Annotated in this window: 5 protein-coding genes and 3 tRNA genes; 7 read left to right on the top strand and 1 reads right to left on the bottom strand. The window is 50.0% G+C overall.

Translation table 11 applies throughout. From position 1 onward, the window contains the following. Nucleotides 1–109: 109 nt before the first annotated feature. From BO18_RS18330 to BO18_RS18320, 3 genes are all read left to right on the top strand, one after another. Nucleotides 110–184: transfer RNA gene (locus tag BO18_RS18330), tRNA-Glu, on the top strand. A gap of 73 nt (nt 185–257) precedes the next feature. Continuing rightward, a complete protein-coding gene (gene uvrA, locus BO18_RS18325) occupies nt 258–3,272 on the top strand; it encodes an excinuclease ABC subunit UvrA (RefSeq protein ID WP_081861292.1) in 3,015 nt (1,004 codons plus the stop codon). 2 nt (nt 3,273–3,274) lie between these two features. Then, entirely contained in the window at nt 3,275–5,722 is a 2,448-nt protein-coding gene (locus BO18_RS18320; protein ID WP_034448875.1) for an ATP-dependent Clp protease ATP-binding subunit, read from the top strand. 389 nt (nt 5,723–6,111) lie between these two features. On the opposite strand, the gene BO18_RS34940 is transcribed toward BO18_RS18320, so the two are convergent. Then, nucleotides 6,112–8,850, bottom strand: a complete 2,739-nt coding sequence (locus BO18_RS34940) for a hypothetical protein (protein ID WP_051688927.1) — start codon at nt 8,848–8,850, stop codon at nt 6,112–6,114. Nucleotides 8,851–9,018: 168 nt separating this feature from the next. On the opposite strand from BO18_RS34940, the gene BO18_RS18310 reads away from it, so the two are divergent. From BO18_RS18310 to BO18_RS18295, 4 genes are all read left to right on the top strand, one after another. After that, nucleotides 9,019–9,105: transfer RNA gene (locus tag BO18_RS18310), tRNA-Leu, on the top strand. A 29-nt stretch (nt 9,106–9,134) separates the two neighbouring features. Then, nucleotides 9,135–9,211: transfer RNA gene (locus BO18_RS18305), tRNA-Met, on the top strand. Between the two features lie 165 nt (nt 9,212–9,376). Continuing rightward, on the top strand, nt 9,377–12,424 hold the full coding sequence (locus tag BO18_RS18300) for an MFS transporter (protein WP_034448873.1): 3,048 nt from the start codon (nt 9,377–9,379) through the stop codon (nt 12,422–12,424). Beyond that, the gene (locus tag BO18_RS18295; RefSeq protein WP_034448872.1) at nt 12,417–13,190 is read left to right on the top strand and encodes a hypothetical protein; all 774 of its coding nucleotides are present in this window, start codon (nt 12,417–12,419) and stop codon (nt 13,188–13,190) included. The genes BO18_RS18300 and BO18_RS18295 overlap by 8 nt, the downstream gene beginning before the upstream one ends. The last annotated feature ends 38 nt before the right edge of the window (nt 13,191–13,228 follow it).

The following is a 13,228-nucleotide window of genomic DNA, read 5'->3' as shown; positions in this document are numbered from 1 at the left end:
GGACATTTACCCTGATATCAGGACAGATTTCATCAGATAAGCAAATCGGTGCCCGGTTACACTTGCACAGTAATAAATCCTGTGGTAATATACTCGGGCAACGTAACAAGGCCCCATGGTCAAGTGGTTAAGACGGCGCCCTCTCACGGCGCAATCAGCGGTTCGAATCCGCTTGGGGTCACCAGATTTTGAAGGAAGGACGAACATCTTAAACAGATGTCCGTCTTTTTGTTCTAGGACGGAACTTGGCTGAATATATGGATGAGAATAAGTACATAATGATAAGAGGCGCGAGGGAGCACAACCTCAAGAATATCAATATAGATATTCCGAGAAGACAGATGGTCGTGCTGACAGGACTTTCTGGATCCGGAAAATCCTCTCTTGCTTTCGATACCATCTACGCCGAAGGACAGAGACGTTATGTCGAGTCCCTGTCTTCTTATGCCAGGATGTTTTTGGGGCAGCTTGACAAGCCGGATCTGGACAGCATCGAGGGACTTTCTCCGGCCATTTCGATCGATCAGAAGTCCACGGTAAGCAATCCCAGATCCACGGTCGGTACGGTTACCGAGATATACGATTATTTCAGACTTCTCTATGCGAGAGTCGGCGAGCCTTTCTGTCCCAACTGCGGCAAGCCCATCAAGTCACAGGGCATCGATCAGATAATAGACAAGCTCAAGGTCTACGAGGAAGGCACGAGAGCCATCATCTACGCACCGGTAGTAAGAGGCAAGAAGGGTGAGTTCAGCAAGCTCTTCGAAGGCTTCAGAAAGTCCGGATACGCGAGAGTTAAGGTGGACGGCATCACTTACGAACTTGATGAGGAGATACCGCTCAATAAGAATAACAAACACGATATTTCCGTTGTAGTCGACAGACTCGTCATCAAGGAAGCCAACACCACGAGACTTTACGATTCGTGCGAGACGGCATTAAAGCTCTCCGACGGACTGCTCCTGGTCGAACTGCAGACAGCTTCGACTGACAGCAACGGTGAAAAGACATATGAGACGAGCGAGGAATTCTTCTCGCAGAACCTGGCTTGCCCTGACTGCGGCATCTCATTCGGCGAGATCAACACCAGGAGCTTTTCTTTCAACAGCCCAGAGGGCGCTTGTCCCAACTGCTCCGGTATAGGTACGCTTACCGCGGTCGATCCGGAACTCTGCATCACCAACCCCAAGCTCTCGATAAACGAGGGCGCGGTAAGGACCGCGGGCTGGAATTTTGATGACCCTAAGAGCTGGGGAAGATGCTTTATAGAGGCTCTTGCCAGGAAATACAAGTTTTCGCTCGATACGCCTTATTACAAGCTGCCCGACAACATCAAGGAGATAATTCTCTACGGTAACGGCGGAGAAATGCTGAAGGTCGACACGAGGAATTCCATCTATCCAAGGAGCGGTGATTACTATTCCGACTGGGAAGGCATCGTGCCGAGCGTCATGAGGCGCTGGAGGGAATCCGGCAGTGAAGATGCGAAAGCCGCATACGAGAGATACATGAGCATCGACATCTGCCCCGTATGCAACGGCGCCAGACTTAACAAGAACAGCCTTTCCGTCAAGGTGGGCGGGCTTAATATCAGCGAGCTTACAAACATGTCCGTAAAGAGCATGAGGGAGTTCTTCTCCGATCTTAAGCTTAAGGGCAAGAATTCCGAGATCGCGGCTCCTATCCTTAGGGAAGTCAGATCAAGGCTCGAGTTCTTATACGATGTCGGACTTGACTATATGACGCTATCCAGATCGTCTGCAACGCTCTCCGGCGGTGAGGCTCAGAGGATCAGGCTTGCGACCCAGATCGGTGCGGGACTTCAGGGCGTATTGTATGTTCTCGACGAGCCTTCTATAGGACTTCACCAGAGAGACAACGATAAGCTCATCAAGACACTCTTTAAGCTGAGGGATCTCGGCAATTCCATCCTCGTCGTCGAGCACGATGAGGATACCATGCGCTCTGCCGATCACATCATAGACATCGGACCCGGTGCAGGTTCGTTCGGAGGGAAGATAGTCGCCCAGGGAAGCGTGGATGACATTATTGCCGTCCCGGAGTCTGTAACGGGCCAGTATCTGTCGGGAAAGAAGTTTATCCCCGTGCCGGTCAACCGCAGGAAGATTGATGAGAAGAGACTCCTGAAGATCACGGGAGCACATGTAAATAATCTCAAGAACATCGACGTATCGATACCTTTGGGTCTTTTCACGGTAATTACGGGTGTCTCGGGTTCGGGCAAGTCGTCCCTTATCAATTCGACACTGGTGCCTTATCTTTCACATGAGCTCAACGGCTCCAGGAAGGTGAAGGTAAAGTGTGAGAGGATCACGGGTTATTCCAATCTCGATAAGATCATCTGCATCGACCAGAGCCCGATAGGAAGAACGCCGAGGAGCAATCCGGCTACGTATATCGGTCTTTTCGACCTGATACGCAAACTCTATGCTGAGACGCCTGACGCGAAGCAGAGAGGTTATAAGGCGGGAAGGTTCTCGTTCAATACCAAGGGCGGAAGATGCGAAGCCTGCTCGGGCGACGGCGTAAATAAGATCGAGATGCATTTCCTCCCGGATATCTACGTCACATGCGACGTGTGCAAGGGAAAACGATACAACAGGGAGACGCTCGAGGTCAGATATAACGGAAAGAACATTTCTGATGTTCTGGACATGTCCGTAGATGAGGCCTGTGAGTTCTTTAAGAACCATCCGGCGATCTATAAGAAGGTAAGGACCCTTCAGGATGTGGGCCTGGGTTATATCAAGCTCGGCCAGCCTTCGACGACGCTCTCGGGCGGTGAGGCGCAGAGGATAAAACTTGCCTCGGAATTATCGAGAAGATCGACCGGAAAAACGATATATGTATTAGACGAGCCTACGACAGGCCTGCACGTTGCGGACGTTCATAAATTGGTTGACATTTTAGAACGCCTAACAGAAAATAAGAACACTGTGGTCGTAATCGAGCACAATCTCGATGTCATAAAGACAGCGGATTACATAATTGACTTGGGTCCCGAGAGCGGAGACGGCGGCGGAGAGATCGTTGCCTGCGGTACTCCGGAGCAGATCGCGAAATGCGCGAAGTCATACACGGGACAGTTCTTGAAGCCTATTTTGAGCAAGGCCAAAAAGAACGGTCAGTATAAGGATATTTCCGCCTTTATCGACACCGCAAGGCTCGAGGAAGAACAATACGACATCCTTACCGGACCGAAGGTAAGACGCAGGATAAGGGAAGAGGAAGAGGATAACGGAGAGAGTTAATAATGGCACTTTGCAGTATTTGTAAGAAAAGACATGCTATTGTCTTTACGAGCCGTTATGAGAACGGCAACAGGATAGATGAGGGTTTTTGCCTCAAATGCGCATATGAATCAGGAATATCGGGCGTTACCGATATGTTCAAGGCCACAGGCATTACAGCCGACAATATCGATGAGATGAGTGACAGGTTGGAAGAACTCGTATCTCAGAACGGTTTCTCGGCTGATCCTGCGGATTTCCTGAGATCGCTTGCATCCGGAGACGAGTTCCCCGGCGGAGGCCCCTTTTCTGATGAAGATGATGATTTCTATGAATTCGATGAGGATTCCACACCGGTAAATATCGCCGATCCAGAATCTGATGATTCTCAGGATGACAAGCCGGATGAACCCAGAAGACCCGGTTCATTCTTTGATTCGCTTTTGGGACGCGGTCCTGACGGCAAGAAAAAGGATGGAGCAGATGCTCCCGGTACGGACAAGGATCCCAGAAAGGCAAGAGGCAAACAGCGCTTCAAGTATCTCAATGAGTTCGGCACAAACCTTACAGAGCGTGCGGCTCAGGGCAAGATCGACCGTATTATCGGCCGTGATAAGGAGATCGAACGCTGCATACAGATCCTCAACAGAAGATCCAAGAACAATCCTGTTCTTATCGGCGCCCCCGGTGTAGGTAAGACAGCGGTCGCACAGGGTCTTGCTGTCAAGATCGTCGAGGGTACGGTACCCGAGAAGCTCCTTGATATGCAGGTATGGCAGCTCGATCTTCCCGCCATGGTCGCAGGAACTCAGTTCAGAGGTCAGTTCGAGAGCCGTATCAAGGGTGTTATCAACGAAGCCATAAAGGCCGAGAACATCATCCTGGTCATAGATGAGCTCCACACGATAATCGGTGCAGGTGACGCAGAAGGATCCACCAACGCTGCTAATATCCTTAAGCCTGCATTGGCCAGAGGAGAACTCAGGATCCTCGGATCCACCACTACGGCTGAGTACAAGAGGATCGAGAAGGATTCGGCTCTTGAGAGACGTTTCCAGAAGGTCATGCTCGACGAGCCGTCCGTTGATATGTCCATTGAGATCCTTAAGGGTATAAGGGACTATTACGAAAAGCATCACAACGTCACATATTCTGATGAGGTAATAGATTTTGCCGTTAAGGCTTCAAAGAGATACATAACCGACAGATATCTCCCTGATAAGGCTATAGACCTTATCGACGAGGCCGGTTCTGCCGCAAATCTCAAGAACGTAAAGCTCGTTAAGATCAAAAACACGCGTAAGGCTCTCGAGAGGGCAAAGTTCGAGCATCAGCTGCAGATCGACAGCATGGAGAATTCATCTCCCGAAGAGCGTGAAGCCGATTACGAGAAGGTTGCAGAGCTCAAAGCCAAGGCTGACAAGCTCCAGAATGAACTCGATCAGCTCGAGAGCGAGAATATGCCCGATCCTATCCAGGTCGAGGATATTGCACGCGTCGTTGAGATGTGGACAGGAATCCCTCTTAAGTCCATCTCCGAGACAGAGACAGAGAAACTCAAGAATCTCGAGGAAAGACTCCACAAGCGCGTAATAGGCCAGGAGGAAGCGGTGCATGCCGTTGCTTCCGCAGTAAGGCGTACAAGAGCCGGCTTTACAAAGAAACACAAGCCGACTTCATTCATATTCGTCGGACCTACCGGCGTAGGTAAGACCGAACTCGTAAAGGCATTGGCTGAAGTCATGTTCGATACGGAAGAAGCCCTTATCAGGATCGACATGTCCGAGTATATGGAACCGCACTCGGTCTCCAAACTCATCGGTTCTCCTCCGGGCTATGTCGGATTCGACGATGCAGGCCAACTCACGGAGCAGGTAAGAAGGAAGCCTTATTCGGTAATTCTCTTCGACGAGATCGAGAAGGCACATCCTGATGTGTTCAATCTCCTTCTCCAGATGCTCGACGACGGTGTTCTTACTGACAGCCACGGTCTGCACGTTAATTTCGAGAACTGCATAATCATAATGACTTCCAATGCGGGAAGCTCCGCAAAGGCAGCCACGATCGGATTCTTCTCGGGTTCGCAGGAAGCTATGGACCAGCATGTTCAGAGCGCTCTCAAGGAAACATTCCGTCCCGAGTTCCTGAACCGTGTCGATGAGACCATCATCTTCAAGTCGCTGACCAAGGATGAGATCCGCAAGATCGTTAATATCATGATCGTTGATGTTTTCTCTTCGCTGGAAGAAAAGCACATCAAGGGTTCAATCACCAAGGCTGCAGGCGACAGGCTCGCCGAGATCGGCTACGATGAGAAGTACGGAGCAAGACCTTTGCGTAAGGCAATAAGGAGCAACATTGAAGACCCTCTGTCTGATATGTTCCTTACGGGTGCTCTTGATAAAGTCATCAGCCTCAAGATAGATTTCAGAAGAGGCAAGTTCGTCTTCGACACGATAAAGGGCGAGTGAACTGAATAACGAAACGTCTGGCGGGCTGCAGAGATGCGGCCCGCTTTTTGTTCAATCATGTGTTTGATGTCTGTTGTATAATTTCGCACGGAAAAACGGGGGCATAATTGCATAAAAATCGATATTTGTGCAATTATGGAAATATTCAATAAAGTACGTGATCTGGTACCAAAAGTGCCGTGAAACGGTACTGTTTTGCGTAAATATTTGATAAAGTACGTGATCTGGTACCAAAACTACCTTGAAACGGTACTGTTTTACGTACTACTGAACTCTTTCGCATTTTGATGACTTTGCAGATCGATCGTTAACAATAAAAAAGCTGTCTCACAGTCGAAATCTATCGAATATGAGACAGCTTTTAAGTTACTGAAGATCAGATGCTCTTATCAGCACCAGTCGAAGTAAGCGTAGTTGTAACCATAGGAGCTTACGCTCGAGCTCGTTGAAACATATACGGTGAATGTGTATGTCTCGCCGGCCTTGATGGAAATCTCGTTCGGAGTGCCTCTGTAGGACTTTCCGTCGCCTGTGAATGTCATCGAATCAGATGTTACTTCAGTGATGGTCGAATCGCTGTAGAGCTTGATATCGAGACCCTTGAGCGACTTGGCGAGATTTGCCGTGCAGTTGCTCTTGTTCTTCAGGTGGATGTCGAACTTGTATCCGCCTGCTGTGGGAGCGAAATTGTTGAGCTTCATGTCAAAGTCGTTGATGGCATAACCTTCAACGCCACCCTTAGGCGAAGTCGTAGACTTGGTAGTAGCTTCAGTCGTTGTGGTGGTTGCTTCGGTAGTAGTCGTTGTAGCTTCCGTAGTCTCTTCGGTGGTAGTTGTTGTTGTAGCTTCCGTGGTCTCCTCTGTGGTAGTTGTAGTCGTAGCCTCAGTGGTTTCCTCGGTAGTTGTCGTTGTAGGTTCTTCTGTTGTTGTAGTAGTCGGTTCCTCTGTTGTGGCTGAAGTCTCAGGCTCTGCAGTTGTTTCGATCGGGTTCTCTGATGTAACCGTAGTGATCGTCTCGATGGGCTTTCCGCCAAAGAGTTTCTTTAAGCCTGAAGAGCTGTCCAATGCCCAAAGTACGCCGATCGCGATGAAGATTATCGCAAGGAATGTGATAAGTCCTGCAAGACCCGGATCTTTCGGAGACTTGGCAGCCTTCTTCTTTTTCTTCTTAGGCTTATCCACTGTCGTAACAGGGGAGATGGTCTTATTGTCGTGATGAGTTGTCGTGGTGCTTGCGGCATTGGAATTGATAACGCCTCTTGTTGCCGCTACAGGCTGTTTGCCCTTGGGCTCGAAAGGTGAATCCGGATATGCCGGCGCCATCGGAGGTTTGTTGTTTACAGGTGAACCCGGTCTCTGTGCCTGAACGTTAGCTGCAGGCGCGGGAGCCGGCTGTGCGGGCTTGAAAGCCTGTGCAGCAGGAGCAGAAGCAGCAGAAGCCGCAGGTGCCGGCTTTGCAGAAGCAGCCGGTCTTTGAGGCTTTTCTGTTTCAGCGGGTGCTTTGACTGTAGTGACAGGCTGCTTGGGAGCACCAGTAACAGGCTTCGCCTGAGCTGCGGATGCTGTTGCGGCTGAAGCGGCGGTTACTGCAGCTGCTGTGGCTGCGACCTTTGCCGTATTGGATTTCTGGGTCTGTTCGGCAGGTTTAACTGATGCTGCAGGAGCTGCGGGTGTAACGGGTTTATTTGCTGCAGGTGCGGTATGTGCAACAGCAGGAGGAACAGGTCTCGAAGGAGCCTGTTCTGCAGGCTTAACAGGTTCAGCGGGTTTAGCTGATGCAGCAGGCTGAGCTGCAGGTGCCTGTTGTGCGGGCTGTGCTGCGGGTGCCGTGTGTGCCGGCTGAGCTGCGGGTGCCGTGTGTGCAGGTTGTGCTGCGGGTGCCGTGTGTGCAGGTTGTGCTGAAGGAGTCGTTTGTGCTGCGGGTGCAGGCTGTGATGCCGGAGCCTTTGCTGTTGTGGCAGCTGTAGCCACGGTAGCTGCTGCGACGGTTGCAGCGGCGGTTGCGGCTGCTGCCGGTGCTGCGTTCTTTGCAGGTTCTGCAGATGCAGGCTTAACCGGCTCTGCAGGCTTTGAGGGAGCGGGTTCAGCGGGCTTTACCGGTGTGCCGGGTCTTGCTGCAGCCTGTGCCTTTGATACGAACGGATTAACGGGATGAACATTCTTTACTTCTGCAAAGAGTTCATCGATATCCTTTTCCTCTTTATCAGCTCTTGAGATCCTGTCAGCTTCCTGAGCTGCCTGTGCAGCCTGAGTGGGCGTGGTGAACATTGCATTCTTGGCAGCCGAAGGATAAGGTCTGTATCCGCCTGCCGACTGCTGGTTGGCAGGTGATATGGGTTTCTGCTTCTCGACAGGTTTTGCAGGCTGTGCGGGTTGTGCTGCACCAGCAAAAGGTGATTTGGCTGCCTGTGCAGCGGGCGCTGCGGCAGGGGCGGAGAGAGGCTTATCCGCTCTCGGAATGTCAACTCCGTCCGGCTTCGGGATATCTGGCTTAGGAGCATTGGCAAAAGGACTTGTCTTTTTGTCATGCTCGGATGTTGCGAAATCAAGACCATTTCCTGATGTGAATACCTTGTCATTACCTGGCTTCGGCTCGAAGGACTTTATCTCATCTTCAAGATCGTCGAATTTGGGAATATCTTCCTTGGGGATCTCGGGAGCCTTGGGTGTTGCCGCAGGCTTATCGAAAGTGCCGCCGTCCTTGGGGAATACAGGGTCGGAATTATTTACTGCAGGAGCAGCCTCAACGGGCTTTGCTTCAACAGGCTTTGCTTCAACAGGCTTTGTCTCAACGGGCTTTGTCTCAACGGGCTTGGGTTCTTCCGGCTTTGCCGGTGCAGGCACGGGTTCGGGTGCCTTGAAAGGCTTGAACGCGGAGATGGAAGCGTCAAACTCGAAGTCATCGAATTCGTCTCTGAATCCGTTGTCGGGTGCGCTGTATTGTAAGCCGCCGGAAGTGTTATCGTTTTTCTTTTCGAGATTCTCTTTGCTTTCCTTAAGTTTGTCAGAAACGGATCCGGTTTTGTCACCGGGCTTGAACTGTACGGCAAATGAAGAACCGACAAAATCATCCTGATCGGGATTATTCATTCCGTTCTGATTCTTGAAATCTTCAGGATCGTTAGGCATGAGTCTAATCTCCTTTATAAAAATTAATAATCTAATTTTAGCGATATTGCATTTTCAATCAAGGCTTTTTTAATACTCTTTGGAATCTTTTCGATATGATAAAGGACTGAAGTTTGCCTTGACTTTGATCCGTCGGGATGATATTATCTTCATCGCACTTACGGATAGGCTCGTGTGGCGGAATTGGCAGACGCAACGGACTTAAAATCCGTCGGAGTAAAATCCGTACCGGTTCAAGTCCGGTCACGAGCACCATTTATTCCTTTAAGTGCAGCGACAGATATCGCGGAGTGGAGCAGTTGGTAGCTTGCCGGGCTCATAACCCGGAGGTCGTGTGGTTCGAGTCCCGCCTCCGCAACCAGTAAAGAAGACCGATGACCGGTGATCCGGTTGTCGGTTTTTTCGTTTATTCGAAAACCCAATTCCTGCCTATACTTATTATTTCTTGTTTTTAAGTTATTTGTGTATAATGTATGCGGTTTATCAGCGCATGCTGTTATCAGATAAAAGGGAGGCTGCATTTATAATGGCTAATCTTCAGAGTGAACAAGCGGCGGAACGTAATGACGTTGCCGGCAGAATAGTTCGTATCTGTATCTTGATAATCGTTTCTTTTTTTGTTGCTATCGCGGCAGTGTCTTTTGCTGTGCATCATATGAGACTTCAGTTCGAGGATGAATTCAAAAAGATCTCCGACACTAAGATGCATCAGGTGACAGATATTGTAAGGATGAGCATAGACGGTGACGATCTGGTATCGAATACGGTCAATGCTCCTGCAAAGTACAGCAGTATCCTTGACCTGATGCTTGCCGATACTTCGAGTGAGAATCTTTCAGCTGAAGGATATGGTCTCTTCGGTTATAACCAGGGCCAGTTATCGCTCCTTTTGAGCCGCGGTGTCAACGATCCTTCGGAGTTTGCCGTAGCAGGCAGGGACATTTCTGAATGGCTTGCAGGGACATCTGAACAGACGGTTCTTTACGGTGAGAATTTTGAGAGCATAATAGTTCCGATCACTGACAGCACAGGTCTGTGCGTAGGCGTTTTCGAGTATAAATGCACATTCGGCGAGCTCTACGCTCTCGGTGACAAGCTGGAGGGCAGGATCCTTACGGCCGTTGTTATCGCGGTCCTTTCAGGTGTTTTCTTATTTGCAGTTCAGGAGATCCTGATCCGCATAATCAGGAGCAGACAGAGCGGTTCCGGCAAGAAGAATACCGAGACTCCACAGAACCGTGACAGACGTCTCATCTCATCCACTATCGGATACTGCTTCACAATAATCCTGGTAGTGCTTCTCGTCATGGCTACCCAGCTGTCGAAAACATATATCAAGGCACTTGAGAGCGAGCGTGCGGACATGATGCAAAAGTGCGCAGTATCTTCTGCTGCGGCACTGACATATACGGACGTAAGGGAGAATATGACTTACATACTCCCGATCTATAAGTACGCTAAAGACAAGCCTTATCAGGTCAATATCTACACGATGGCGGGAGACTCTTTCCTGAGGCTCTATTCATCGACTGCTACAGGCAATGTCCAGCAGACTTATCTTACGGGCGCCGGCAATCAGTACATCGACTGCTTCGGCTTGCAGCAGGTTGCATTCACGAAACGTAATGACAGCGGTGTGTCCTACGTATGTGCCATCGCTCCGATCATCTCTTCTGAGAATACCGTTGCCGGTGTTCTTGAGATCATGATGCCGGTTTCCGATTTCGAGAGTTCGGTAAACGGAATGAGCCTTTCATGGATTTTCACGATCATCTCGATCGCCCTTTCGATGGGTATCATGATATTCGAATTGAACCTGCTCATCTCCACGATATCGAAGGGTATTTCCGGAAATGCACCGGTTCTAGTTATGTACGGAGAGAATGCGAACCGATTCCTTTCGTTCTTCACAGCATTCGGTTCCATAATGATACCGGTCACTTTTGCGGATTATTTTAAGGAACAACTGTCGGATCTGCCCATGCCTGCGGTGCAGGGGTTCATCTGCGGTGCGCTGTTGCTTTTTATCTGGGGTTTCCTCGGTTTTTCAGGCATCAGGAACAGCATAAAGATGAAGTTCACGAGCAGGATCGCCCTTATCGCGATCACCTGTGCGGGATACTTCTTCGCGCTTATCGCCGGAGTAATCAATATCCCTTATCTCACGGCAGGTCTCGCGCTCCCGATCGGTTTCTGCTTCGGCATGACTTTCGATTACTTAAGAGACTACCGTATCAATGCGGGAAGACTCGGCTATAAGGATTATAACGACAGGGTCATCCATAACGTACAGGCGTCTTCATACTTCCTCGGAGTATCTGTCGGTGCCGTCATAGCCGGCATCTGCTATGAGCGTTACGGACTTTTCGTTGTCACTATCATCAGCGGTGCCGCACTCGTTCTTACAGCTATCGGCATGATCTACTTCATGCAGAACAATACGCAGGTAAGGGAAGCGCCCCTGTCGATCAGCGGATGGCTTTCCACCTTTGCTGATTCAAGGACCGCGAGATTCCTGAATTCGTCATTCCTGATGCTTGGTGTTGCTCTTGCCTTCGTTCTCATGTTCATTCCGAACTATCTCGAAAACGTAGGCATCTCGCTTCCGACTACATCGTTCTATTTCCTGGTATGCGGTTTCATGGCATGCTTTGTATGCGGCTTTGTAAAGAACAGATATGCGCATCTGCTCACATCCCGTACCAGAGTGCTCATCCAGGCCGCTTCCACGGTATTGGGACTTTTCATTTTCGCGCTGATGCCGTCAGCTAAGATGCTCGTCGTTACCTGCGCATTGCTCGGTATCGCACTCGGCATCCACGATTACTATTACATCTACGTTCTCTATCTTATCTGCAACGGTAAGGTTAAGGCCAACCTGAGAAAACTTGCCGAATATACCGTCTATCTCGGTGTCGGCATCATGCTCCCGATAATCATGACGGCTTTCATGGTAAAGAACTTCAGGATCACATTCCTTATCGTGACATTCCTGGTGGCTTTACTTGCATTCATCTATCCGTTGTCATCTTTCTCCGGAAAGATCGACGAGCGCGATATTTCGCTGAAGCCGCAGAAGAAGCAGCGCGAAAAGCCCGCTCCGAGGCAGCAGGCTCCCAGACAGCCCCAGGCGCCTGCAGGACAGCAGGTACCTTCAGGTGAAGTAATGCCTGACGGAACGGTTGCACCAGTTCCGTCTGCTCCTGTCCAGCAGAGCGGTGTTGTCGAGGAGGCTTATTACGTACCTTCTCAGGCGCAGCAGCCTGTTCAGCAGTATCAGCAGCCTGCACCTCAGTATCAGCCTGCACAGCAGTATCAGCCCGATCCCGGACAGTATGCCCAGACAGGGTATGCCCAGCCAGCCGATCCCTATGGCACCGGCTATGCACAGCAGCCGCAGCAGGCTCCTGCCGATCCTTACGGTACTGCATATGCCCAGCCTCAGCAGGCACCTGCCGATCTGTATGCGGGCGGTGCTCCGGCACCTTATCAGGGACAGCCGCAGCAGGGCTCTTATGACCCTATGTCATTCCTGAACGATGATGGAACCGAAGGAGGAAATCAAAATGTCTGATGAACTCTGGAATCAGAAACTGACGCGAGAGAATATCCGCGAATTCTATATGTCTACCGTTGTCATGGTATATTCTTCCTGCTACGGTATCACGAAGGAAGCAACAAGATGCGAGAATGCGATAGTAAAGTCATATCTCGATATCTATTACAAGCGCAACAATGTTCCGGCTGACAGGGTTATCTATGAATTCGGAGACATCCTGCTCGAGAACGCAAAGGCCGTTGTTGCCCAGTATCCTCTTCCTGCAGACATGAAGTTCGAGGACAGGCTCCTTGATGAATATACCCGCAATTCGATGCTGGAGAAGATTCTTTCGAAGATCGATTCAAAGAGTTTTAAGGTCAAAGAATTCATCAATACCGACGTCAAGAAATCCGGCCGTCCCAAGCAGATGAGAAAGTTCAACGATCTGTTCCAGGTAACTCCTCTGCTGATCCTCGAGATAATCGTTCTCGCGATCGTTATATGGGCTGTCAGTTTCCTTGCGGTAACATTGCCTTACAGGAATTCAGAACTTATAAACGAAAAAGGAATAATCGAGACTGCATCGATCCAGGAGCAGTTTATTGCGGCGCTTCCTTTCTATCCTTTGCGCATCCAGACCGACAAGTCCACAGAGGAAGGATTCATGCCCAAGCCTGTAGTTGAGGGCGATTATTCTGAACCTTCTGCGGAAAGTCAGACGGAATCTACTGATGACGGCACTCCCAAGCCTGTGCTTGCAGATTCTACCGAGCCTGAGGTATCGGCTACCAGCGGCTGATATTCTTCTGAATCTTTGTTTATACGGGCTGTCTCAAA

The organism is Butyrivibrio sp. AE2032, from assembly GCF_000702965.1.
Note: the sequence above shows the minus strand (reverse complement) of the source record. Positions and strands in the feature narration are given on the sequence as shown.

Coding starts and splice junctions, on each gene's coding strand:
- uvrA (WP_081861292.1), top strand. CDS start 258: ATGGATGAGAATAAGTACATAATGATAAGAGGCGCGAGGGAGCACAAC.
- BO18_RS18320 (WP_034448875.1), top strand. CDS start 3,275: ATGGCACTTTGCAGTATTTGTAAGAAAAGACATGCTATTGTCTTTACG.
- BO18_RS34940 (WP_051688927.1), bottom strand. CDS start 8,850: ATGCCTAACGATCCTGAAGATTTCAAGAATCAGAACGGAATGAATAAT.
- BO18_RS18300 (WP_034448873.1), top strand. CDS start 9,377: ATGGCTAATCTTCAGAGTGAACAAGCGGCGGAACGTAATGACGTTGCC.
- BO18_RS18295 (WP_034448872.1), top strand. CDS start 12,417: ATGTCTGATGAACTCTGGAATCAGAAACTGACGCGAGAGAATATCCGC.